Here is a 22,743-nt window from a genome sequence, read left to right on the forward strand (position 1 = left end):
AGGTCGTCATGGCTGAAGTGCACTACGGGGTGGTTCGCGTTGGAGAGACCTGGGCCATCATCGGCGACCAGCTCCGGGTCGGCGCCTACACCACCCGCCGACAGGCCGAGACCGCGGCCCGCCGCCTGGCGGAACAGGTCACGGGCGTGGGTCTTCCGGTCCGCATGCACCTGCAGGATGACACCGGCCAGCTGCATAGGCCCACGCTGCTGAGCTGAGCCTTCCAGCCCGCGCGAGGGCGCTCAGGAAACTGATCACGCCGTCGCGCGCTTTGCTCCTGAAAAAGCTCGACTGTTTCCAGGAGGCGAACGTGGCCGATACTGCTGAACTGGCCGTCATTGGCGCGGCCCTGCCGCCGGGCTGCGCCGGAAACCGCCTGCTGGCCGCCCTGCGTCCCGGCGACCTGGCGATGCTGGCGCCGCACCTGTCGCCCCAGGCCCTGACCACCGGCCAGACCCTGTTCGAGGCCGGCGACGACGTCGTCAACACCGTCCTGCCCTGCTACTCGACCATGGTCTCGCTGCTGGTGGTCACCCGCGACGGCGACGAGATCGAGGTGGCCTCGATCGGCCGCGAGGGGGCGATCGGCGGCATCGTCAGCACCGGTTTCAAGCCCGCCTATGGCCGCGCCGTGGTCCGCATTCCCGGCGCCGCCCTCAGCATCCCGACCAACCGGCTGGAGGAGGCCAAGCTGCGCTCCCCGGCCCTGGCCGACCTGTTCGCCCGCTACGCCGACGTGCTGCTGGCCCAGATGATGCAGTCCTCGGCCTGCAACGCCCTGCACAGCATCGACCAGCGCCTGTGCCGCTGGCTGCTGTCGACCCACGACCGGGCCAATGACGCCACCATCCGCCTGACCCAGGAGACCCTGGCCGACATGCTGGGCGTGCAGCGCACCACGGTCACCGCCGTCGCCAAGGCCCTGCAGGACGAGGGGTTGATCCGGACCGGAAGGGGCCGCATCGAGATCCTCGACCGCCCCCGCCTGGAGCGCCGGGCTTGCGAGTGTCATGATCAGGTGGAGGCGCACTTCCAGCGGATGCTGCCGGAGGTGAAGACCTGACTTTCAGGCCTTCGACAGCCCTCAGTCCCGCCGCAGAACGTCCGGCTGGACCTCGGCCTCCGAGGTCCAGAAGCAGGCGGCCATCGCGGTCAGGATCATCGCGATCAGGGCCAGCGTGCCCCTGGGCGGGGCCAGGCCCGCGATGTCTTGCGGTGTCATCCGTCGTTTCCTCTGGCGACGCCCTGGTCTGATGCCCGGGCTGTCGGCAAGGAAAGCTTGTCACCGGCCCAACGGTTCCGCAAGCCGCTAATTTATAAGGATATTTTCTGGACGACACGGTCCAGCTTTCATCTCAACCCTGAGGATCGGGCACGTGCTGTCCCTTCGAAAGGGCGGCTATCGGCCGAAACGCTCGAACGTTTCCCTGATCACCTTGCGGGTCACGTCCCATTCGACCATGGCCAGAGCCTGGTCCAGCGGTACGAACCGGGCCTCGGCCGCGTCGTCGCCGGCCACCGGTTCGCCCGAGATCCACCGCGCCGCATAGTCAATCATCACATAGTGGCGGGTGGTCTGGCCCGTGGACGGGGAGGTGAACAGGCCGTCGACCACGTCGACCAGGCCCAGCAATTGCGCCTGGACGCCGGTCTCCTCGGCCAGTTCGCGCAGGGCGGCCGCGACCGTGGTCTCGCCGCGCTCCAGCCGGCCGCCGGGCAGGCTCCACTGACCCAGGCGCGGCGGCGTGCCGCGCTTGATCAGCAGCACCTGGTCGCCGCGCAGGCAGACCACGCCGACGGTGGGGACGGGGTGTTCAGACGTGGCGGGTACGGACGGAGCGCGGATCGAAGCGGAAACCATGGCGCGTCAGATACGCCCCATTCGTATTCACGGAAACCCCGCCTTCAGGTCCAGGCTGGAACTGATCCCGACCTGGGTCAGGCAATGGCCCAGCCAGTCGTCGGCGGCCTTGTAGCCCCGCGCCCGCAGGTCGGTCAGGAAGCTCCACTCGGTGTCGAACTTGCTGCCCAGCGACAGGTCGGCCAGGGCCTTGTCGGCGGTGATGGCGTGCATCAGCATCCGCCGGTAGCGGCCGCGGGCGTTGTCCTTCAAGAGGCCCTCGTCCAGCAGCTTCTGCACGAAGCCGATGGCCCGCAGCTCGCTGGCGAGGGCGGCGTTGAAGGTGATCTCGTTCAGCCGGTCCATGATCTCGCCCGGCGTCCTGGGCGTCTCGTCGCGGACGAACGGGTTGAGGCTGACCAGCAGGATGTCGTCGGGCGTGTCGTCGTAGAACAGCGGCCACAGCGGCGGATTGGCCAGGAAGCCGCCGTCCCAATAGGCCTCGCCGTCGATCTCCACCGCCTGGAACACCTGGGGCAGGCAGGCGCTGGCCAGGATGTGTCGGGCGGTCAGCTCGGTCTCGCGGAACACCTTGACCTTGCTGGTCCGCACCTGGGTGGCGGCGATATAGAGCTTGATCGGCGCGCGTTCACGCAGGGCCTTGAAGTCAATCTCGGCTTCCAGCACGTCGCGCAGCGGGTTCAGGTTGAACGGGTTGAACTCGTAGGGGCTCATCGACAGGGCGAAGGTTTCGGCCAGTCGCCAGCCGGGGCTGTTCTTGAGCCAGTCGGTCCCGCCGGCGAAGGCGCTGGTCCAGATGCCGGTGTCGCCGAACACGTTGCGGCCGCCGTTGCGGTTGACCTGCTTCCAGAACCGTTCGAGCCGGGCCTTGGCGCCCTCCCGTCCCCCGTCGATCAGCCCCTGGGCCAGGCAGACGGCGTTCATCGCCCCGGCCGAGGCGGCGGTCACCGCCCGGATCTCCAGGTCCTCCGCCTCCAGCAGACGGTCCAGCACGCCCCACTCGAACGCCCCGTGCGAGCCGCCGCCCTGCAAGGCCAGGGCGATGGGCTTCGGGCCGGAGGGCTTTTTCTTGAACGGCGGGATGGGCATGCAGGCGGCCTCGATCTACGGCCGGGGACATGCTCTCGCGGCGTGTCCCCTATAAGGCGCAGCGCTTTCGGAGGGGGACACGCCGCAAGGACGCGTCCCCGGCGGATGAACGCTACTGCGCCGTCCAGCCGCCGTCGATGCTGAAGGCCGCGCCGTTGGCCGAGGCGCCGGCGTCGGAGACCAGGTACAGCAGCATGCCGTTCAGCTGGTCGAAGGTGACGAACTGCTTGGTCGGCTGGGCGGCCAGGATCACGTCCTTCATCACCGCCTCTTCCGAAATGCCCCGGGCCTTGGCCTGGTCGACGATCTGGGCCTCGACCAGCGGGGTCTTCACGAAGCCCGGGCAGATGGCGTTGCAGGTGATCCCGAAGGTGGCGGTTTCCAGGGCCACGGTCTTGGTCAGGCCCAGGATGCCGTGCTTGGCGGCGACATAGGCGCTCTTGAACGGCGAGGCGACCAGGCCGTGGGCCGAGGCGATGTTGACGATCCGTCCCCGGCCCTGCTCCTTCATGATCGGCACCGCCGCGCGGGTGGCGTGGAAGGCCGAGGACAGGTTGATGGCGATGATCAGGTCCCACTGGTCGACCGGGAAGTCCTCGATCGGCGCCACGTGCTGGACGCCGGCGTTGTTGACCAGGATGTCCAGCTCGCCGAACTCGGCCTTGGCGGCGGCCACCATCTCGGCGATCTGGCCAGGCTTGGTCATGTCGGCGCCGTTGTAGAGCACCTCGACCCCGTGCTTTTCGGCCAGTTCGGCGCGGGTCTTCTCGATGGCGGTCATCTCACCCAGGCCGTTGAGGACGATGTTGACGCCCTGTGCGGCCAGCGCGTCGGCCATGGCGTGGCCGATGCCGCTGGTCGAACCGGTCACGATCGCGACCTGCCCCTGCAAACCGAAATCCACGGCCATCGGCGTCTCCTTGCGCTCACCGCCCATCATGTTGCAGCGCAGCATACAACTCGCCCTTGCGGCGGGCGAGTGCTTATAAATTCACCGGTAGATGAAATCAGGGCTGGAGGCGAGCAAAAACCCAGTCGGCGGGGGTCGAGAGGTCGGCCCGGTAGCGATAGCCATCCAGGTCGAAGGCCCGAAGGTCGTCGGCCCGGTCGATCCGGTTGTCGATCGCGAACCGGGCCATGCGGCCGCGGGCCTTCTTGGCGAAGAAACCCAGCACCCGCAGGGTGTTGCCCTTCTCTTCCTTGAAGTGGCAGGTCACGGTCGGCAGCTTCAGGGCCTTGGCGTCGACGGCCCCGAAATATTCCTGGCTGGCCAGGTTCACCAGGGTCGGATCGGCGTGGTCCTGGGCGGCGGCGTTCAGGGTCTTGGCGATGGTCTCGCCCCAGAAGTCGTAGAGATTGGCGCCGCGCTTGGTCTTCAGCCGCGTGCCCATCTCCAGGCGATAGGCCTGCAGGGCGTCCAGCGGCCGCAGCACGCCGTACAGGCCCGACAGGATCCGCAGGTGGTCCTGGGCCCAGTCCAGGGCGGGACGGTCCAGCTCGCGGGCGTTCAGCCCCGCATAGACGTCGCCGTTGAAGGCGATCACCGCCTGGAGGCCGTCCTCGACCTGGGCGTCGAAGTCCTGGAACCGGGCGTGGTTCAGGGTCGCCAGCTTTTCGGAGATGTGCATCAGCCGGCGCAGGTCGGCGACCGTCAGCTTGCGCGCCACCTTGGCCAGCTCGGCGATCTGGGACTTCAGCTCGGGCGTGGTGAGCGGCAGCACCTGATCGGGGGCGGTGAAGTCCAGCGACTTGGCGGGGGAGATGACCATCAGCATGGCGGTGCAGATAGAGGCTTGGGAGGACCGAGGCTAGTGCGGCGCTGGACAACCGGGCCGTCCGCCGCGATGTTGCCCGCCCTTTGGACGGACCCTCACGATGCCCCAGCTTCTCGGCCTGACCGCCGCCCTCCTCTGCCCGCTGGTGATGTTCGTGGGCCTGTTCCTGGTGTTGCGGACGCCGGGCCTGAAATGGCGGATCGCCTGGGCGGTGCTGTGCTTCGTCGGCGTCGGGGCGTTCTGGATGCGGGCCTCGGACGGCGCCTGGGGCTTCGTGCCGGCGGCGATCAACATCCTGGGAACCGGCCAGCAGGCCGGCTTCTACAAGGCCTCGTTCCCCTTGGGCGCCCTGGTCTCGATGTTCATCTGCGTGAGCGTGCGGCGGGTCCGCCTTCAGGCGGCCCAGCGCCGCGACGACGCCGCTGGGACCAAGACCTAGAACAGCACCCGCGGGTTCATGATCCGCTTGGGGTCCAGGGCCGCGCGGATCGCCCGCAGCACCTCGACTTCGACGGGATCCTTGTAGGTCAAGGCCTCGAGCGACTTCATCGCGCCCAGGCCGTGCTCGGCGCTGATCGAGCCCGAGAAGGCGGCGGTGATGTCGTGGACGATCTTGGCCCCCGCCTCGCGCTGAGCGTCGTGGGCGTCGTCGTCGCCGCCCTCGGGCTTGAGGACGTCATAGTGGACGTTGCCGTCGCCGACGTGGCCGAAGGCGACGATGCGGCTTCCGGGGAAGGCCTTGCCGATCGCGGCGTCGGCCTGGCCGATGAAGTCGGGAATCTTGGAGACCGGCACCGAGACGTCGTGCTTCCACACCGCGCCCTCCGGCTTCTGGCCGGCCGAATGCCCCTCGCGGATATGCCAGAAGGCCTTCATCTGGGTTTCGGTCTGGGCCACCGCCGCGTCGGCGATCAGGCCGCTCTCCAGAGCGTGGGCCAGCAGGCGCTCCAGCGCCGCCTCGGCCGCGCCGGGCTCGCCGCTGGCGATCTCGATCAGCACGTACCAGGGATGGGCCTCCGGCAGCGGGTCGCGCAGGCCCGGCACGTTGCGGACGGTCAGGGCGAAGCCCAGACGTCCCATCAGCTCGAAGGCCTCGACCGCGCCGCCGGTCTCGTCCTTGGCCCTCGCCAGGAGCTGGATGGCGTCGGCCGGCGAGGCCAGTCCCACGACCGCCACGGCCCGCGAGGCCAGGGGCGCGTGCAGCTTGAGGCTGGCGGCGGTGACGATCCCCAGCGTCCCCTCGGCGCCGATCAGCAACTGCTTGAGATCGTAGCCGGTGTTGTCCTTGCGCAGACGCTTGAGTCCGTTCCAGATCTCGCCGTTGGGCAGCACCGCCTCGACGCCCAGCACCTGCTCGCGCATCATGCCGTAGCGCAGGACAGCCGTGCCGCCGGCGTTGGTCGAGATCAGGCCGCCGATCGTGCACGAGCCTTCCGAGGCCACGCCCACGGTGAAGCGCCGGCCGACCCTGGCCGCCTGCTGATGGGCCTCCCACAGGGTGACGCCGGCCTCCAGCACCATCACGTCGTCGATCGGATCGACGTCGCGGACGGCCGTCAGCTTCTCGGTCGAGAGCAGGATCTCGCCCTGCGGGATCTGGCCCGCGACCAGACCGGTATTGCCGCCCTGCGGGGTGATCGCCACGCCCTCGGCCGCGCAGACGCCGACCACGGCGGCGACCTGGGCGGTCGAGCGCGGCAGGACCAGCAGCGGCGTCTGGCCGGCCCACCGACCGCGCCATTCCTGGAGCTTGGGCGCCAGCCGGTCGGGGTCCTGGCTCCACCCGCCCTCGCCGAGCACGGCCTTGAGGCGGGAGACGACATCTGCGGGAACGGGCTTGGTCATGGGCGGGAGGATACGCTTTCGAGGCCGCGAGGAACAGTATATACTCGGTATATACCGGAGGCCATGATGGGCATCTTCATCAAGAACCCCGAGACCGAGAAGGCCGTGCGCGAGATCGCCGCGCTGCGGGGCGAGACGATCACCGGCGTCATCGACGCCCTGGCGCGGGAAGCGTTGGCGCGGGAGACGCCGGCGCCGCGCAAGCGCCGCCCGACCCTGGAGGAGATGATGGCCGCCACGGAAGAGTTTCGCCGAGCGGTCGGGCTCGACAAGCACAAGCTCAATGTCACCAAGGCCGACTTCGACGAGCTGAACGAGATCCCTGGCCTCGAATTGCGCGATGACGCTCCGTGATCGTGGTCGATGCATCGGCCCTGGTGGCCATCGGCGACTTCGAGGATGACGCGGAGGACTTCGCCGACGCCATTTCGCGCGCTTCGGCGGCGGTCATCTCACCGGTCAACGCCGTCGAGGCCGGCCTGATCCTGATCGGCCGACGGCGCTTCGCCGACATCGGCGATTTCAACCGCTGGCTTTCGAAACTCGCCGTCGAGGTCGCGAGCGATCCGGTGGACCATTCCGGGGCGCTCGCCGCCTATATGAGCTTCGGCCGCAACTATCACCGCGCGCGCCTGAACTTCGCCGATTGCTTCGCCTACGCGCTGGCCAAGCAGATGGACGCGCCCCTGCTCTACAAGGGCGACGACTTCGCCATGACGGACGTGCGCTCGGCCCTGGGCTGACGGGATGCGGCCGGGGACAGGCGCATGCGCCTGTCCCCAATCCAGCGCTCACCCCACGAACCCCGCCGCCCGGCGCAGGCGGTCGTTGATCGCCTCGCCCAGGCCCTCGTCGGGGATCGGGGCAACGGCGATGGCCGTGGGCCTGACCCGGTCGGCGGCGCGCAGGAACGCGAACAGGTTGGCCGCCGCTTCCGCCAGGTCGGCCGTCGGGCTGAGGTTGAACACCCCCTCGCCATCCGGCCACGGCCCGAACGCCAGGAACGCCTCGCCTTCGCGCGGCGCGGCGGCGTCGATCCGCACCGGAGCGTCGGGCGCGTAGTGCAGGGCCAATCTCCCCGGCGAGCGCCGGGCGTCGTCGTCGGCCTGGGCCAGCGGACCGACCACCGCCTCCAGCTGGGCGCGGGTCACCGCGCCGGGGCGCAACAGGCGGACGGGGCCGTCGAGCACGGCGACGACGGTGCTTTCCAGACCCACCGCGCACGGCCCCCCGTCCAGGGCGGCGTCGGCCTTGTCGCCGGTCTCGGCGAAGGCGTCGGCGAAGGTGGTGGGGCTGGGCCGGCCCGAACGGTTGGCCGACGGCGCGACCACCGCTCCCCCGAACGCCGCCAGCACGGCGCGCGAGAGCGGATGGCCGGGCACGCGGATCGCCACGGTGTCCAGCCCCGCCCGTGCCAGGTCGCAGACGGCGGCGGCGTCGCGGATCGGGGCGACGATCGTCAGCGGACCAGGCCAGAAGGCGGCGGCCAGGGCCTGGGCGCGGTCGTCGAAGGCGGCGATGCGGGCCGCGGCCTCGGCGTCGTGGACATGGGCGATCAGCGGGTTAAAGCGCGGCCGGCCCTTGGCCTCGAAGATCGCCGCCACGGCCGCCGGGTTCGAGGCGTCGGCGCCCAGGCCGTAGACGGTCTCGGTGGGCAGCAACACAAGACCGCCGCCCGCCAGCGCCTGGGCGGCGGCCGCTACTTCTTCTTGGCCGTGATGGCGAAGCTTACCTTCACCTTGCCGCCGATCTGATCCGTAGACGCCCATTCGCCCTGTCCAACCCCGAACGCCGTCCGGTCCAGGGTGGTTACACCGCGCGCCGTGGCTGTGTCGCCGTCGATCTTCAGGGTGAAGGGCAGGCTGACCGGCTTCCTGACGCCCCGCAGGTCCAGGGTCCCATCGGCGACGAACCTGCCTTCGCCGGTCTTGCGGAACTTGCTGGCGGTGAAGGTCGCCTTGGGATGGGCGGCCGTGTCGAAGAAATCCCCGCTGGGCAGGCTGGAGTCCCGCTGGTCGTCGCCGGTGGCGGCCGAGCCCATGTCGATGCTGACGGTCAGCTTGGAGCGGTCCAAGGCGTCCGGCGAGAACAGGATGTCGGCGGTCCAGCGCTTGAACTGACCTTCAATGGCGTCGCCGGCCCAGGAGGCTGTGAAGTTCAGGGTCGAGCTCTTGGCCACGGCCCAGGCGACAGGGTCCTTCAGGGCCTTGTCCGGTTCGGCGGGCGCGGCGGCCTCGGCGGGCGGCGAGGTCGGGGGCGGCGCGGCGGTGGCGGCCTCGGCCGGCGTCGCGGGCGCGGCGCTCGACGTTTCGGCTTGAGTATCGGCGATGTCGGTGGACGCAACGGGCGCCTTGGCCTTGGCCGCCGGCTTCAGGGCGTAGCCCGCCGCGATCACCGCGATCAGGCCGGCGGCGGCCAGCCAGGCGCGCGGCTCCAGCCAGCCTGGGCGCGCGCCCGGCGCCATGTGGCCCAGCACTTCGTCGCGGTCGAGAATCTGGTGCTTGGCCACCGCGCCCAGGTGCAGGGCCAGCAGGCCATAGGTCAGCCACACCAGCAGCTGGTGGGCGGCCAGGCCGGCCTGGTTCCAAAGGTGCTTGGGACCCGCCGCCAGCTCGGACAGGAACGGCATGTGCGGCCACGGGATCGCGCCGTACAGCACCGTCGGGATGGTCAGCTTGCTGGTCGAGACGATGATCCAGCCGGTCAGCGGCAGGCCGATCATGATCCCATAGAAGCCCACGTGCACGATCTTGGAGGCGATCGTCTCCCACCGCGGCTGCCCGACCGGATGCGGCGGCGGCCGGTGGAACAGCCGCCAGGCCAGGCGCGCCAGGCTGAGCAGCAGGATCGTGATCCCGACCGACTTGTGCAGCTGGAAGATGGCGTAGGTGGCTGGTCCCTTGGGCTCGTCGCCCATCCGCCAGCCCAGGATGATCTGGAAGACGATGGCGGCGGCGATCAGCCAGTGCAGGACGATCGCCACCGTCGTGTAGCGGGAACGGACGGCAAGACCCGCTGCCGAAGGGGTCTCGATAGGCGCTTCGGCGGTCATGGTCGTCCTCGTCTCGACGGGCGCTGGCCCCAGCTTACTAGACTTCATCCTGACGCGCTCGCCCAAGAGGTCGAGCGCGTCAGGATGAGGAGCGTGGGTGAAAGACTACTTCTTCGGATTGAACTCGGCTTCGATCAGGAGATCCACGTCGTCGCTGACCATCGGCACGAGGTGGGTGAAGCCGAAGTCCGAGCGCTTGATCTTGCCGGTGGCCGAGAAGCCCATGATCTGCGAGCCGAACGGGGTCTTGGCGTAGCCGTTGTACTTGACGTCCAGGGTGACCGGCTTGGTCACGCCGCGGAAGGTCAGGTCGCCGGTCAGCTTGCCCGGCTCGACCTTGGTCGAGACGAAGGTGATCTTGGGATACTGGGTCCCGTTGAAGAACTTCGCGTCCGTGCCGATTTCCTTGTCGAAGTCCGGCAGGCCGGTGTCGACCTTGGTGGCGTCGATGGTGATCGACACCTTGGTGTCCAGCGGCTTGGCCGGGTCGTAGGCGTACGACCCGTCGATGGCGCCCTGGGCGAAGCGGAAGGTGTAGTGCGAGGTGCCGAAGTGCGTGACCTTCATGGTCAGGCTGGCGTGGCGCTTGTCGAGCGTCCAGTTTCCGGCGGGGGCGGCGGCCGGATCGGTCGCGACCTGGGCCTGGGCCATGGCCGGCAGCGTGACGGACGCGGTCAGAAGAGCGCCAGCCAGGACGGCGCCCTTCAGGAGAGACGGGGCGAGGCGGCGGTTCAGGGCGCGGTTCATCGGGGGACAGTCTCCAAACTGTAATAGCAGCGGTTGCCGAACCCCAACTTAGGAAGCTTGGCCCGGGGCGGAAGAGACCGCCCTTCACGAAGCCGTGATCTGATCCACTTTGCAGGGCCCGTCGCAGCATCTAAACGAGGTTCACCTATCCGCCGCCAGATCGGACCGTCCCATGACCTACCGCGCGCCCGTCCGCGACCTCGCCTTCGCCCTGAAGCACGTGGCCGGGTTCGACCGCCTGGCGGCCGCCTTCCCGGAGGCCGACGCCGACACGGTGGAGGCGGTGCTGCAGGCGGCCGGGGTGTTCGCCAGCGAGGTGCTGGCCCCGCTCAACCGGGCTGGCGATCTGGTCGGCGCCAAGCTCGAAAACGGCGTGGTCCGCGCCGCGCCCGGCTTCGCCGACGCCTACCGCCGGTTCGCCCAGGACGGCTGGACCAGCCTGGCGGCCGCGCCCGAGCACGGCGGCCAGGGCCTGCCCAAGACCCTGGAGGTCGCGGTGCTGGAAATGGTCCAGGCCGCCAACATGGCCTTCGGCCTGTGCCCGATGCTGAGCCTGGGGGCCATCGAGGCCCTGGCCCACCATGGCTCCGACAGCCAGAAGGCGCTGTACCTGCCCAAGCTGGTCTCGGGCGAATGGACCGGCACCATGAACCTGACCGAGCCCCAGGCCGGTTCGGACCTGGGCGCCCTGACGACCCTGGCCACGCCGGACGGGAACGGCGGCTACACCCTGTCGGGCCAGAAGATCTTCATCACCTGGGGCGACCACGACGCCGCCGACAACATCCTGCACCTGGTGCTGGCCCGCACGCCCGACGCCCCGTCCGGCGTCAAGGGCATCTCGCTGTTCCTGGCCCCCAAGGTTCTGGTCGACGAGGCCGGCGGCCTGGGCGCGGCCAACGCCCTGCGCGTGGGCGGACTGGAGCACAAGCTGGGCATCCACGGCTCGCCCACCTGCGTGATGCTGTACGAGGGCGCCAGGGCCGAGCTGGTCGGCCAGCTGGGCCAGGGCCTGGCCCATATGTTCACGATGATGAACGCCGCGCGGCTGCAGGTCGGCGCCCAGGGGACGGCCATCGCCGAGCGGGCCTACCAGCAGGCGCTGGCCTTCTCGCTGGAGCGCACCCAGGGCCGCTCGGCCTGGACCGGCGCCCACCCCGCCCGTCTCTACGACCATCCCGACATCCGCAAGACCCTGGTGCTGATGAAGGCCAAGATCGAGGCGGCGCGCGGGATCTGCCTGTCCACGGCCGTGGCCGCCGACCTGTCTACCCACGCCGCCACCGAGGCCGAGCGCAAGACCGCCAAGCTGCGCGAGGAGCTGCTGACCCCGATCGCCAAGGCCTGGTCCACCGACGTCGGCGTCGAGGTCGCCTCCCAGGGCGTGCAGGTGCACGGCGGCATGGGCTTCATCGAGGAGACCGGCGCGGCCCAGCACTATCGCGACGCCCGCATCGCCCCGATCTACGAGGGCGCCAACGGCATCCAGGCCATCGACCTGATCGGCCGCAAGCTTCCCCTGTCGGAGGGCCAGGCGATCGCCGACCTGATGGACGACATGCGCGACACCCAGGAGGCGCTGGAGGCCGCCGACGGCGCGCTGGGCGGCTTCGCCCTGCGCTTCAAGGCGGCCCTGGACGCGACCGGCTCGGCCACCGCCTGGCTGATCGAGCGCCGAGCCCGCGCCATGCCTGACGCCCTGTCCGGCGCCACCGCCTATCTGAAGCTGTTGGGCGACACGGTCGGCGGCTGGATGCTGGCCAAGGGCGCCCTGGCCGAGCCCGAAGGGCTGCGGCTGACCCTGGCGCGGGTCTATGGCGAGGCCGTGCTGGCGACCGTGCCGGGGCAGGTGGCGGCCGTGACAGCGGGCGGGGCCGACCTGGAGGCCGTGACGCCGGACATGCTGGGCGCGCACTGACGCGGCGGGGATAACCTCACCAGGCCGACCGCTACCGCAGCATCCCCCAGGTGATCATCGCCTGGCCGCCGAAATACAGGAACCAGACCGCCCAGGCCGTCAGTCGGGGCGAGCCGGCCAGCTTGGCCCCCTTGAACAGGTCGAACGACAGGATGGCGTCGGACGCCATGAAGGCAAGGGCCCCGACCGTGGCCGGCCAGCGCAGATGGGGCAGCAGCAGGCTGGTCGAGACCATGGCGGCGATGGCCAGCCCATAGACGACGACGGCCGGCTTCAGGGCGCCCAGCGACGTCCAGAGCCTCGCCAGCATCACCGCGGCGGCCAGCAAGACCAGGGGCGCGACGGTCCAGAACGCCGTCCCGAGCGGACCCCGCTCGCGCCAGAACAGCACGACATAGACCAGGTGCCCGGCCAGGAACGCGGCCAGGCCGAACGGCAGCCCGCGCTTCGGATCGCCGGCCAGGAAAGCGTCGCCGAGCGCGCACAGGGCCAGGGCGATCGCCAGCCCCGGGCCGTCGCCCTCCAGATAGGCCAGCACCGACAGCACGCCGACGGCGAGCGTCTTGACCAGGGTCCGCGGCGGCGACGGCGGCCGCTGGACCAGCACCAGGCCGTACAGCGCCGCGCAAAGCCCGGCCACGGCCCACAGCCTCAGGTCAGTCATCCGCGCCCAGCTTGGCGAGGAAGGTCTTGGCCTCGTCCTTGTGACGGGGCTTGAGGTTCTTGCCGACGATGGCGATCAGGGCCGCGATGACGGCCGCGTCGTCGGTGAAGCCGATGGCCGGCAGCACGTCGGGGATCGCGTCGGTCGGCAGCACGAAATAGGCCAGGGCCGCCAGCATCATGCCCTTGGCGGCGGTCGGGGTGGCCGGGTCCCGGGCGCACCACCACAGCGACAGGGCGTCGGCCGCGAACGGGACCTTGGAGGCCACCTTGCGGATCTTCGGCCAGAAGCCGCGGGCCACGCGCTGCTCGTTGACCTTCACCGTGGCGGGCACGAGCGCCTTCTTCGGGTCCAGCACCTCGCGGGCGTTGGCCTCCGGATCGACGCCGCTGGGCTTGACGTCGGGGGATGGTTTGGCGTCTGCGCTCATCGGGTTAAACCGCTCCTCAAGGACCAATTAAACGCAAGCTCCGAGGAAACGTCCATGAAACTCGATCGCACCGTCGCCGCCGTCGTCACCGGGGGCGCCTCGGGCCTGGGCGAGGCCACCGCCCGCGCCCTGGCCGCCCAGGGCGTCAAGGTCGCCATCTTCGACATGAACGAGGCCAAGGGCGAAGCGGTCGCCCGGGAGATCGGCGGGGTGTTCTGCAAGGTCAACGTGACCTCCGACGAGGACGTCGACGCCGGCTTCGCCAAGGCCCGCGCCGCCCACGGCCAGGAGCGGGTGCTGGTCAACTGCGCCGGCACGGGCAACGCCATCAAGACCGCCAGCCGCGACAAGGCCACCGGCGAGGCCAGGCACTTCCCGCTCGACGCCTTCGACAGGATCATCCAGATCAACCTGGTCGGCACGTTCCGCTGCATCGCCAAGTCGGCCAAGGGCATGCTCGACCTCGAACCCCTGGAGGACGGCGAGCGCGGCGCGATCGTCAATACCGCCAGCGTGGCGGGCGAGGACGGCCAGGTCGGCCAGGCCGCCTATTCGGCGTCCAAGGGCGGCGTCATCGGCATGACCCTGCCGATCGCCCGCGACCTGATGAACGACGGCATCCGGGTCAACACCATCCTGCCGGGCATCTTCAACACGCCGCTGATGAACGGGGCGCCCGAGCACGTGAAGGCCGCCCTGGCCGCATCCGTGCCGTTCCCCAAGCGCCTGGGCAATCCCGAGGAATACGCCCAGTTGGCCCTGACCATGATCACCTGCGGCTATTTCAACGGCGAGGACGTGCGGCTGGACGGCGGCATCCGCATGGCCCCGCGTTAGGCGTCTTAAGGGGCCACGGCGGCTCAACGGAAAAGGGGGCGACCTGAACCCAGGTCGCCCCCTCATCTGGCGCCTTCTCCCTCCGGGAGAGAAGAACTCTCGTTACTTCGGCGCCGGGCGCTGGATGCTGGGGGCCAGGTTGTCCATGATCTCGCGAGCGTCATAGGCCCGCGGATCACCGGCCGGCTTGCGCCCCTTGTGCATCACGATCTCGGCGCTGGCTTCGAACTTCTCGATCGTGCGGACCTCGGTCCGATCGAAGAAGGGGTCGCCCCAGTAGGGATCCCAGGCGCGCCAGCCGCCGTAGCGGGGGCCGTAATAGCGCCACGCCGGACGCCAGTAGCCGTAGCCGCCGCCGTAATAGCCGAACGGCCGGCCGAAGGGATCGCCATCGATCACGGTGCGGGCGTCGCGGTCGGTACGGCGGTCGGCCGTCTCGAACCAGTCATAGCCCTGCTGGGTGGTCAGCTCGGCGGCCCGGTACAGCAGATAGCGCTCGACGGTCTCGCGCGAAGTGAGGCTGTTGCCGGCGAAGGTCACCCGATAGCGGTCGCCTTCCAGGCGCTGTTCGGAGAAGCCGCCGGTGGCCTGCTGGCCGCGAATGTTCGGCTGGTAGGGGGTGGCGGTGGCGCAGGCCGTCAGGAGGGCGGCGAGCGCCACGGCCGCGACCATCCCGGCCTTGCCGCCTATGGTCTTGCGATTAATCATGGCGCATTCCTTTACTCGGAATCTTGGCGAGAAGACTCGTTTCGTCCCGTCAACCTAATGCATGGCCCAGCTTTGTGGTTTCGCCAAGGCCAATGCGTTTCAGCGATGAGATCAGCCGCGCGCCACGATCAGTCCCGCGGCGGTGATCAGCAGCACCCCGACCACGATCGCGAACCCCTTGCGAAACCCCGGTTCGGTCATCCGCGAGGCCAGGGCCGCCCCACCCAGGCCGTAGCTGCTCATGCTGATCAGGTCCATGCCGATGGTGGCGGCGGCGAACATCAGAAGCTGCGGCGCGAGCGGCCGCTGGACGTCGATGAACGGCGGCAGGACGGCGGTGAAGAACAGCAGGATCTTGGGATTGGCGATCTGCACGGCAAAGCCGTCGCGGAACGCCGAGCGTCCCATGCGGAACGACCGGTGAGTCTGGCCCTCGCCGCCCGGGTCCTTCAGGCCCGACCGGATCGACTTCACCCCCAGCCAGATCAGATAGGCCGCGCCGGCCAGGGCCAGCAGGTGGAAGGCCTTGGGGAAGGCGATGATCAGCGCGCCCAGCCCCAGGGCCGAGCAGCCGAACCACACCAGGGTGGCGGTGTTCATGCCGACCACGCCGAGCAGGGCCGCGCCCCTGCCCTTCTGCATGCCGGTGGCGATGGCGAACAGGTTGGCGGGTCCCGGGGTGATGGCCATGACGAACATGGTCACCAGGAAGGCGCTGTAGCGGGCGGGATCGACGGGCAGGATCATGACCGGCTCTCATAGCCAAGCCCTGCCCGCCGGACCAGCGGAGGCTAGGCTCCGACCGTGACGAGGATCCAGATGACGCGGCCCAGGGCGCCGAACAGCAGGATCGCCGTCGCCAGGGCCTGGATGAGGAACCCGGCCTCGCGCTTGCCCGGATCGGCGACGTAGCCGAGGGCGTAGACTATGCGCCCGACGATCCAGATCGCGCCGAGGATCGCGGCGACCAGGTCGCTCCAGTAGATCGCGAACAGCCACAGCGGCGGCAGGAACAGCGGCAGCCACTCCAGGGTGTTGGCCTGCACGCGGATATGGCGTTCCAGGATAGGATCGCCGGTCATGGCCGGCGCGTGGATGCCGCACTGGCGGCGCGCCCGGCCGATGCGGACGGCCATCCAGAAATAGACCAGCAAGGCGGCGATCGTGACGATCGCGACCCAGGAATGCGGTTGCATGGGCGTTCTCCCCCGGCTCTCGTGAAGCTGAGCCTTCGTCCGGCGGACTACACCCCAGTTCGCGCAAGATTGCATCCCGAATAGGCGCCCGAAGCCTTGGGGGAACCGGCTCACCCGACGCGCGCTCTTCCTGTCAGACGACCCCCATGCGGAGATCCTGAGCCATGCGTGTCGACTCCACGGCGATCCGGCAAATCGACTACGAGCCCGAGCACGGCAAGCTGTTCGTCACCTTCATCGACGGCGACGAATACGTCTATGTCGGGGTGCCGCCCCGGGTGACCGAGGCCTTCGAACGGGCGCCGTCGAAGGGCCGGTTCTTCCAGCGGATGATCCGCGACCGATACCCTTACAATCGGGTCTGACGCCCTTCCTTTCCTCGCCGCTCAACGCTAGATCGTAGCCTCTGGTCGGGACGGGGGCGGCGACATGGTGCGGGCGGCGATCGCCATGGTCACGGGCCTGGTCCTGAGTCTGGCCGCGAACGCGCCCCAGGCCGCGCCGCGCATCGGCTACAAGATCGAGGGAACCTGCGACGGCTGGCCCCGCTTGGCGATCGAGACCGAAAAGGGGATGTGCGCCGGCCTGGTGCTCGGCCCCGCGCCCGGCGCGTTCGCCGTCCGCCAGCTGCGCCTGCCCCGCACCCTGGTCCAGTTGGATGGCCAGACCTGGCTGGTCGCCGACCTGGCCGACTGGACGCGGCCGCGCGGCGTGATCTGGAAGCTGACCGCCGCGCCGGACCGGCCCGTGCAATTGCAGCCTCTGCTGACCGGCCTGTCCCTACCGCACGGCCTGGCGATCGGCCCCGACGGCCTGGCCTATGTCGGCGAGATGAGCCGGATCTTCCGCTTCGACCCGCGCGCCGCCGAGCCCGCCGCCACGGTCGAGGACGTGATCACAGGCCTGCCCGACAACAGGCTGCACGACAATCGCCACCCGCTGTCGCAATTCGTGTTCGCCGCCGACGGCGCCCTGCTGGTCAATGTCGGCGCGCCCTCGGACCAGTGCCTTGACGCCAACGGCGCGCGGGTCGGGACCGACCGCTGCGACCAGTCGGAGGACGAGGAGGCCACGGCCGGGATTCGCCGCTACGCGCTCCTGGCGCCGGGGCGCTGGGATACCCGGTTCACGATTCTGGCCCGCGGCCTGCGCAACTCCGTCGCCCTGGCCGTGCACCCGTCGGGAACGGTGCTGCAGGCCGAGAACAGCTACGACTTCGACGACCGCTGGAACCCGTTCGAGGAGCTCAACCGCATCGAGCCCGGCCGCCATTACGGCTGGCCCTATTGCCAGGACATGGCCACGCCGACGCCCGGCTGGACCGGCGCCATGGACTGCGCCTCGGCCGCCCACGCCCCGCCCGTCGCCCTGCTGCCGCCCCATGTCGCCCCCCTGGCCATGACCTGGTACCAGGGCGCAATGTTCCCGGGGCTCAGGGGCAAGCTGCTGATGAGCTGGCACGGCTATCGCTCGACCGGCGGCCGACTGGTCGCCTTCGCGGTCGACGCCCAGGGCGTTCCGCTGACCCGAGCCAAGGCGACCTACCCGGTCTATCCCAGCGGCTCGCGGCCGTTCGGCGCCGGGCCCGCCGCCCAGGCCCAGGTGCTGACCCCGGGCTGGGGCCGGGTCGAGGGCGTGCGGCCGCAAGGAACGCCCGTCGGGATCGCGGTCGCCGACGACGGGGCCATCTGGGTCGCCGACGACAAGAACGCCAGCCTGATCCGCTTCGCCGTCGACCGTCCCTAGCCGGAACAGGGCCGCCGCCTGCCGCGTTCGGCCCGCATGGCCGCGACGGGAACCCACAACAGCTCGACCACCGTGGTCTACGCGGCCCTGGCCGGCAACCTGGCCATCGCCGCCACCAAGTTCGTCGCCTTCGCCCTGACCGGCTCGTCGGCCATGCTGACCGAGGCCATCCACTCCAGCGTCGACACCGGCAACCAGGGCCTGCTGCTGCTGGGTCTGGCCCGGGCCCGCAAGCCGCCCAGCCAGACCCATCCGTTCGGCTACGGCATGGAGGTTTATTTCTGGGCCTTCGTGGTGGCCCTGTTGATCTTCGCCCTGGGCGGCGCGTTCTCGATCTACGAGGGCGTGCTGAAGATCGTCCGGCCCGAACCGATCGAGCGGGCCTGGATCAACTTCCTGGTCATCGGCCTGGCCGTGCTGTTCGAGGGCGGTTCGTTCCTGGTGGCCTGGAAGGAGTTCAAGGTCGTCCGCAAGAGCGCGCCGTTCTTCCGCGCCATTCGCCGCAGCAAGGACCCGTCGATCTTCGCTGTGCTGCTGGAGGACGGCGCGGCCCTGGCCGGCCTGGCGATAGCGGCCCTGGGCGTGGCGGGTTCGGCGATGTTCGGGATCGCCTGGGCCGACGGCGCGGCCTCGGTGGCCATCGGCCTGCTGCTGGTCGGGGTGGCGATCTTCCTGGCCAACGAGACCCGCAGCCTGCTGACCGGCGAGTCGGCCTCGCCGCGCATCGTCGAGGCGGTGCGCGCCATGCTGGCCGCCGACCCGCGCATCGACACCGTGACCGAGGTGCTGAGCATGCACCTGGGGCCCAGCGAGATCCTGCTGGGCGTGACGCTGGACTTCCACGACGCCCTGACCGCCGGCGAGATCGAGGACGCCGCCGACGACTTCGCGGTGCGGATCCGCGCGATCGATCCCCGGATCACCCGGGTCTTCGTGCGCTCGGGCCGGGCCCGGGCGGCCTATGCGCGACCGCTGGAGGCTTCATAACTCGCGCCGCGCCCTCCACGCCTCCGCCGTCTGTCCCCACAGGTGGATCGTCGTATCCTGATAGGGCTCGGGCAGCTTGCCCACCTCCAGGAAGCGCGAGCCGACCCGTTCGGCCACCTTGATCGAGGCGAGGTTGGCCGGGTCGATGCAGTGGACCAGCCGCGTCCAGCCCAGGTGGTCGACGGCCCAGTCCATCGTCGCCGTCGCCGCCTCGACCGCATAGCCCTTGCCGTGGGCGGCGGGGAGCAGGCTCCAGCCCACCTCGGTCCCCGGCCAACCCTCGGGGCGCCAGGGACCGACCCGGCCGACCCACCGGCCGGTGTCCTTCTCGATCAGAGAGAACATGCCAAAGCCGTTCAGCGCCCAGGAGCCGGCCATGGTCGCCATCATCCGCCACGCCTGGGACCGGCTCATCTGGCCGCCGATGAAGCGAGCCGCCTCGGGGTCGGCCATCAGCTCGGCCCAGCCGTCCAGGTCCTCGGTGGCCGGCGGGCGGAGGATCAGTCGTGCGGTTTCCAGGGTGGGGCCAGGGGCGAACATCGCGGACTCCTCTAGGCCACGCAGGCCGCCAGGCCGCCCCGGCGCACCGCGCCCGAGGCCTTGCCGATCCGGCTGGAGCGCTTCTTGACGTAGCGGCCCGGGTTGACCGCCTTCCATTTCAGCGGGCTGGGCAGGATCGCCGCCAGCCGCGCCGCCTGAAGCGGGGTGAGCTTGTCGGCTCCGACCTTGAAATAGGCCCGCGACGCCGCCTCCGCGCCATAGATCCCCGGGCCGTATTCGATGGAGTTCAGATAGACCTCCATGATCCGCTTCTTGCCCCAGATCGTCTCGATCAGCACCGTGAAATAGGCCTCCAGTCCCTTGCGGACATAGGAGCGGCCTGGCCACAGGAAGACGTTCTTGGCGGTCTGCTGGCTGATGGTCGAGCCGCCGCGGATCTTCCTGCCCTTCTCGTTGTTCTCGTAGGCCTTCTGCAGGGCGTCGAGGTCGAAGCCGTGGTGATCGCAGAACCGGGCGTCCTCAGCGGCGATCAGGGCGCGCGGCAGGGCCGGCGAGACCTCGTCGATCGGTCGCCAGTGATGGTTCCAGCCCTTGCCCTCGGCCAGGCGGATAACCATCAGCGGCGTGGCCGGCGGCGGCACGAAGCGATAGAACACCACCGTCAGGATCGGCCCGGCGACCAGCAGGATGAACAGGGCCACCAGGATGTTCCGCACCAGCACCTTCACAGATCGCCCCCTAACCTTTCGCCGCTTGTCTTGACCTTGCGGCCGGATGCTAGCCAAGCCTGTGGCGCGGGGATAGCCGCCCAGCCGTTAGCGAGGCCTTGATGACCCAGTCCAGGACCGTTTCCGAAACCGTCGCCCGGCGAATGTCGGTTCGCGCCTTCCGGCCCGACCCGCCGCCCGGCGCCGTGGTCCGCCAGTTGCTGGAGGCCGCCGGCCGCGCGCCGTCAGGCGGCAACCTCCAGCCCTGGGTGGTGCACGCCCTGGCCGGCGAGCCGCTCAACGAACTCAAGGCCCTGGTCTCCTCGCGGCTGATGGACCGCGACGAGCCGGAATACCACGTCTACCCGCCCAATCTCTGGGAGCCGCTGCGCACCCGCCGCTACCAGGTCGGCGAGGACCTCTACGGCGCGCTGGGCATTCCGCGCGAGGACAAGCTGGGCCGCCTGCAGCAGTTCGCCAAGAACGCCGAGTTCTTCGGCGCGCCGGTCGCCCTGTTCTTCTCGGTGCACCGCGACTGCGGCCCGCCGCAATGGTCGGACATCGGCATGTACATGCAGACCCTGATGCTGCTGGCCGTCGAACAGGGCCTGGACACCTGCGCCCAGGAGTTCTGGTCGGCCTACGGCAAGCTGGTGGCGACCTTCCTGGACCTGCCGGCCGACCACATGCTGTTCTGCGGCATGGCCCTGGGCTATCGCGACGAGACGGCGGCCGTGAACGCCTGGCGCTCGCGGCGAGCCCCGTTCGAGGAATGGGGGTCGATGCGGGGGTTCGAGTAGGGCGGCGCTCGCCTTGACTTGCCCCCTACGGGTCGCTTCGCGACCGTCTTCCCCCATAGGGGGAAGAGCCTGAAGCATGAGGCTCCGCCCCCTCTGGGGGCGGACAGACCGCGCAGCGGTCAGGTGGGGGCAAGTGCAAGAACCCCTCCGCCATAACCTCCCAGGTCATTGCCGCCATGACCGCTTCGGCCGATAGCGGCCTCATGAATGAACTCAGCGTCGCCCTGCTGCTGCAAACCCCGACGGTCGGCGTCCGTGACGTGGCCTGCGATGGAGCCTGCCGTCACCGCAGCCCCAGCGAATGCGCCGCTGCGACCCACCTGGTGTTTCCCTATCGCGGCGCCTACGTCCGCCATGTCGGACGCCAGGACGTGGTGGCCGAGGCCAATCAGGTGGTGTTCTTCAATCGCGACCAGGAGTACGCGATCAGCCATCCGGTCGGCGGCGGCGACGCGTGCCTGTCGGTGTCGATCGGCGACGACCTGCTGGACGAACTCGCCCCCGCCGACCAGTTGGAGGACGGCGCGTCGACGGTGTTCCGGCGACCGACGCGGGGGCTCGCCCCTCAGGTCCAGATCCTGGCGGCCCGGCTGAGACACGGCCTGGCGCGCGGCGCGCTCGAGCCGCTGCGGGCCGAGACCCTGACCCTGGACCTGGTCCGCCGCGCCCTGGGCGAACGGGCCTCAAGCGCCCGCGCCGCCAGCTATGGCCGCCGCAAGCTGGCCGACCGCGCCAAGCTGGTCCTGGCCTCCGACCCGGCCCGCCGCTGGACCCTGGCCGAGGTCGCCGACGAGGTCGGCGTCTCGCCGGTCTATCTGACCCAGGTCTTCGCCCAGGCCGAGGGCGCGCCGCTCTATCGCTACCAGCTGCGCCTGCGCCTGGCCGCCGCGCTCGATCAACTGGACGACTGCGAGGACCTGACGGCCCTGGCGCTCGACCTGGGCTTTTCCAGCCACAGCCATTTCACGGCCGCGTTCCGCAAGCTCCATGGCTGTACCCCGGTCGATTTCCGGCGACTGGTTCGCCCCCGCGGCCACGCCTAGTTGGAGAACCCGAAGCTGAGGCTGGAGAACACGGTCTCGAAATCGACGCCTTCGTCGGCCAGCGGCTTGGTCCAGACCACGTCCATCATCCAGGACCCGCCGCCGGGCATGGCGAAACCGGCGCGTCCCTCGCCATCGGTGCGGTGCTGCTCCAGCGGCGCGGCGTCGTGGGCCAGGTCGGTCAGCTTGACCAGCGCGCCGGCCAGGGGCCGCCCTTCATAGAGCACCCGCACCGGCAGACGGGCCGGACGCGGCAGGGCGTATGGGCTGGCTTCAGGCACGATTTCCAGGCTCAGTCCCACCGGCCGGGTGACCGCCGCCTGATCGCCGCCCTCGCCGACCTGGACCAGCGCCTTGGTCTGGCGGCTGTAGCGCTCGGAAGCGTCGAGCCCCTGCAAGCCCTGCGCGGCGCGAGCCTCCAGCGCCGGGGTCAGGCCCTCCTCCCGCGCATAGGCGTTGAAACGAGCGGCCGACAGATGGCTCTGGGCGGCCGCGTCGCTGCGCAGGGTGACGATATAGGCGCCGGGCCGTGAAAAGCTCAGCGCGCCGTCGGCGTCCGGGGCCCCCAGGGTCAGGACCGGGCGAAGGTCCTGGATCTCGCCGGCCGAGGTCGTGGCGTCGAAGCGCACCACGCGGCGCGGCGGCAGCTGCGAGCGCTGGCGCTCGGTTCCCGTACCGACCTGCAGAGTCATCGGCGTGGAAGCGGCGACCGGCAGCTGGAAGCGCTGCGGCTGGATCCAGAACTCGTGGGCCAGGGCGACGCCAGGTCCAGAGGCCAGGGCCAAGGCGCCGACGGTCAGCAGGGCGTGGCGGAGAGAAACGTTGAACCGGCTCATG

The 22,743-nt window shown here is 69.8% G+C and carries 29 protein-coding genes; 12 read left to right on the plus strand and 17 right to left on the minus strand.

The annotated features are described in order from the left end of the window. The first annotated feature begins 8 nt into the window (after positions 1-8). On the plus strand, positions 9-218 hold the full coding sequence (locus EV278_RS00375; RefSeq protein ID WP_028037454.1) for a hypothetical protein: 210 nt from the start codon (positions 9-11) through the stop codon (positions 216-218). A 92-nt stretch (positions 219-310) separates the two neighbouring features. Then, positions 311-1,063 carry a Crp/Fnr family transcriptional regulator gene (locus EV278_RS00380; RefSeq protein ID WP_132085554.1) on the plus strand — a complete coding sequence of 251 codons (753 nt, stop codon included), beginning with the start codon at positions 311-313 and terminating at the stop codon, positions 1,061-1,063. Positions 1,064-1,084: 21 nt separating this feature from the next. On the opposite strand, the gene EV278_RS23860 is transcribed toward EV278_RS00380, so the two are convergent. From EV278_RS23860 to yaaA, 5 genes are all read right to left on the minus strand, one after another. After that, entirely contained in the window at positions 1,085-1,222 is a 138-nt protein-coding gene (locus EV278_RS23860) for a hypothetical protein (protein ID WP_165916479.1), read from the minus strand. A gap of 177 nt (positions 1,223-1,399) precedes the next feature. Beyond that, positions 1,400-1,861, minus strand: a complete 462-nt coding sequence (locus EV278_RS00385) for an NUDIX hydrolase (RefSeq protein WP_132085556.1) — start codon at positions 1,859-1,861, stop codon at positions 1,400-1,402. Between the two features lie 27 nt (positions 1,862-1,888). Further along, positions 1,889-2,950, minus strand: a complete 1,062-nt coding sequence (locus tag EV278_RS00390; protein WP_132085558.1) for a patatin-like phospholipase family protein — start codon at positions 2,948-2,950, stop codon at positions 1,889-1,891. Between the two features lie 112 nt (positions 2,951-3,062). After that, the gene (locus EV278_RS00395; protein WP_132085560.1) at positions 3,063-3,860 is read right to left on the minus strand and encodes a 3-hydroxybutyrate dehydrogenase; all 798 of its coding nucleotides are present in this window, start codon (positions 3,858-3,860) and stop codon (positions 3,063-3,065) included. Between the two features lie 97 nt (positions 3,861-3,957). Continuing rightward, positions 3,958-4,725, minus strand: coding sequence for a peroxide stress protein YaaA (gene yaaA, locus EV278_RS00400; protein ID WP_132085562.1), 768 nt, complete (start codon positions 4,723-4,725; stop codon positions 3,958-3,960). Between the two features lie 100 nt (positions 4,726-4,825). On the opposite strand from yaaA, the gene EV278_RS00405 reads away from it, so the two are divergent. Next, positions 4,826-5,164 (plus strand): hypothetical protein, encoded by a 339-nt coding sequence (locus EV278_RS00405; protein ID WP_132085564.1) that lies wholly within the window; start codon positions 4,826-4,828, stop codon positions 5,162-5,164. Here EV278_RS00405 and EV278_RS00410 read toward each other — a convergent pair. After that, positions 5,161-6,570: an FAD-binding oxidoreductase gene (locus tag EV278_RS00410; RefSeq protein WP_132085566.1), complete on the minus strand. Its 1,410-nt coding sequence runs from the start codon at positions 6,568-6,570 to the stop codon at positions 5,161-5,163. The genes EV278_RS00405 and EV278_RS00410 overlap by 4 nt on opposite strands. 66 nt (positions 6,571-6,636) lie before the next feature. Between EV278_RS00410 and EV278_RS00415 the strand changes: the two genes are divergently transcribed. Next, the gene (locus EV278_RS00415) at positions 6,637-6,924 is read left to right on the plus strand and encodes a type II toxin-antitoxin system VapB family antitoxin (protein ID WP_132085568.1); all 288 of its coding nucleotides are present in this window, start codon (positions 6,637-6,639) and stop codon (positions 6,922-6,924) included. After that, positions 6,921-7,313, plus strand: coding sequence for a type II toxin-antitoxin system VapC family toxin (locus EV278_RS00420; RefSeq protein ID WP_132085570.1), 393 nt, complete (start codon positions 6,921-6,923; stop codon positions 7,311-7,313). The genes EV278_RS00415 and EV278_RS00420 overlap by 4 nt, the downstream gene beginning before the upstream one ends. 48 nt (positions 7,314-7,361) lie before the next feature. Here the strand turns inward: EV278_RS00420 and EV278_RS00425 are convergent, their stop codons facing one another. The 3 genes from EV278_RS00425 to EV278_RS00435 form a co-directional block, all read right to left on the minus strand. After that, entirely contained in the window at positions 7,362-8,339 is a 978-nt protein-coding gene (locus EV278_RS00425) for an L-threonylcarbamoyladenylate synthase (protein ID WP_132085572.1), read from the minus strand. Further along, positions 8,270-9,622: a YceI family protein gene (locus EV278_RS00430; RefSeq protein ID WP_132085574.1), complete on the minus strand. Its 1,353-nt coding sequence runs from the start codon at positions 9,620-9,622 to the stop codon at positions 8,270-8,272. Before EV278_RS00430 ends, EV278_RS00425 begins: the two co-directional genes overlap by 70 nt. Positions 9,623-9,727: 105 nt before the next feature. Continuing rightward, complete coding sequence (locus EV278_RS00435) at positions 9,728-10,369, minus strand: YceI family protein (RefSeq protein WP_243692027.1); 642 nt, start codon at positions 10,367-10,369, stop codon at positions 9,728-9,730. Positions 10,370-10,541: 172 nt separating this feature from the next. On the opposite strand from EV278_RS00435, the gene EV278_RS00440 reads away from it, so the two are divergent. Then, positions 10,542-12,287, plus strand: coding sequence for an acyl-CoA dehydrogenase (locus EV278_RS00440; RefSeq protein ID WP_132085576.1), 1,746 nt, complete (start codon positions 10,542-10,544; stop codon positions 12,285-12,287). A 31-nt stretch (positions 12,288-12,318) separates the two neighbouring features. Here EV278_RS00440 and EV278_RS00445 read toward each other — a convergent pair whose 3' ends face one another. Beyond that, positions 12,319-12,951 (minus strand): lysoplasmalogenase, encoded by a 633-nt coding sequence (locus EV278_RS00445; protein WP_132085578.1) that lies wholly within the window; start codon positions 12,949-12,951, stop codon positions 12,319-12,321. Next, complete coding sequence (locus EV278_RS00450; protein WP_132085580.1) at positions 12,944-13,381, minus strand: YkvA family protein; 438 nt, start codon at positions 13,379-13,381, stop codon at positions 12,944-12,946. Before EV278_RS00450 ends, EV278_RS00445 begins: the two co-directional genes overlap by 8 nt. Before the next feature lie 54 nt (positions 13,382-13,435). On the opposite strand from EV278_RS00450, the gene EV278_RS00455 reads away from it, so the two are divergent. Then, the gene (locus tag EV278_RS00455; RefSeq protein ID WP_132085582.1) at positions 13,436-14,218 is read left to right on the plus strand and encodes an SDR family NAD(P)-dependent oxidoreductase; all 783 of its coding nucleotides are present in this window, start codon (positions 13,436-13,438) and stop codon (positions 14,216-14,218) included. Positions 14,219-14,320: 102 nt separating this feature from the next. Here EV278_RS00455 and EV278_RS00460 read toward each other — a convergent pair whose 3' ends face one another. From EV278_RS00460 to EV278_RS00470, 3 genes are all read right to left on the minus strand, one after another. After that, positions 14,321-14,926 (minus strand): hypothetical protein, encoded by a 606-nt coding sequence (locus EV278_RS00460; protein ID WP_132085584.1) that lies wholly within the window; start codon positions 14,924-14,926, stop codon positions 14,321-14,323. A gap of 111 nt (positions 14,927-15,037) precedes the next feature. Next, on the minus strand, positions 15,038-15,673 hold the full coding sequence (locus EV278_RS00465) for a LysE family translocator (RefSeq protein WP_132085586.1): 636 nt from the start codon (positions 15,671-15,673) through the stop codon (positions 15,038-15,040). A 44-nt stretch (positions 15,674-15,717) separates the two neighbouring features. After that, positions 15,718-16,122: an MAPEG family protein gene (locus tag EV278_RS00470; protein WP_132085588.1), complete on the minus strand. Its 405-nt coding sequence runs from the start codon at positions 16,120-16,122 to the stop codon at positions 15,718-15,720. Positions 16,123-16,286: 164 nt separating this feature from the next. Here EV278_RS00470 and EV278_RS00475 point away from each other — a divergent pair, with 164 nt between their 5' ends. The 3 genes from EV278_RS00475 (at position 16,287) to EV278_RS00485 (ending at position 18,855) form a co-directional block, all read left to right on the plus strand. Continuing rightward, positions 16,287-16,487, plus strand: coding sequence for a KTSC domain-containing protein (locus EV278_RS00475; RefSeq protein ID WP_132085590.1), 201 nt, complete (start codon positions 16,287-16,289; stop codon positions 16,485-16,487). 64 nt (positions 16,488-16,551) lie between these two features. Then, a complete protein-coding gene (locus tag EV278_RS00480; protein WP_132085592.1) occupies positions 16,552-17,868 on the plus strand; it encodes a PQQ-dependent sugar dehydrogenase in 1,317 nt (438 codons plus the stop codon). A 36-nt stretch (positions 17,869-17,904) separates the two neighbouring features. Next, positions 17,905-18,855 (plus strand): cation diffusion facilitator family transporter, encoded by a 951-nt coding sequence (locus EV278_RS00485; RefSeq protein ID WP_132085594.1) that lies wholly within the window; start codon positions 17,905-17,907, stop codon positions 18,853-18,855. Here EV278_RS00485 and EV278_RS00490 read toward each other — a convergent pair. Both EV278_RS00490 and mtgA read right to left on the minus strand, forming a co-directional pair. Then, positions 18,850-19,395 (minus strand): GNAT family N-acetyltransferase, encoded by a 546-nt coding sequence (locus EV278_RS00490; protein WP_132085596.1) that lies wholly within the window; start codon positions 19,393-19,395, stop codon positions 18,850-18,852. The two genes, EV278_RS00485 and EV278_RS00490, sit on opposite strands and share 6 nt — an antisense overlap. An 11-nt stretch (positions 19,396-19,406) precedes the next feature. After that, positions 19,407-20,132: a monofunctional biosynthetic peptidoglycan transglycosylase gene (mtgA, locus tag EV278_RS00495; RefSeq protein WP_132086273.1), complete on the minus strand. Its 726-nt coding sequence runs from the start codon at positions 20,130-20,132 to the stop codon at positions 19,407-19,409. A gap of 53 nt (positions 20,133-20,185) precedes the next feature. Here mtgA and EV278_RS00500 point away from each other — a divergent pair, with 53 nt between their 5' ends. Together EV278_RS00500 and EV278_RS00505 are read left to right on the plus strand one after the other, a co-directional pair. Continuing rightward, positions 20,186-20,863: a nitroreductase gene (locus tag EV278_RS00500; protein ID WP_132085598.1), complete on the plus strand. Its 678-nt coding sequence runs from the start codon at positions 20,186-20,188 to the stop codon at positions 20,861-20,863. A gap of 203 nt (positions 20,864-21,066) precedes the next feature. Then, positions 21,067-21,906: an AraC family transcriptional regulator gene (locus EV278_RS00505; RefSeq protein WP_132085600.1), complete on the plus strand. Its 840-nt coding sequence runs from the start codon at positions 21,067-21,069 to the stop codon at positions 21,904-21,906. Here EV278_RS00505 and EV278_RS00510 read toward each other — a convergent pair. Continuing rightward, complete coding sequence (locus EV278_RS00510) at positions 21,903-22,742, minus strand: DUF4198 domain-containing protein (protein WP_132085602.1); 840 nt, start codon at positions 22,740-22,742, stop codon at positions 21,903-21,905. The genes EV278_RS00505 and EV278_RS00510 overlap by 4 nt on opposite strands. Position 22,743 lies beyond the last annotated feature (1 nt).

Source organism: Caulobacter sp. BK020, assembly GCF_004342605.1.
In the GTDB taxonomy this organism is placed as follows: Bacteria; Pseudomonadota; Alphaproteobacteria; order Caulobacterales; family Caulobacteraceae; genus Caulobacter.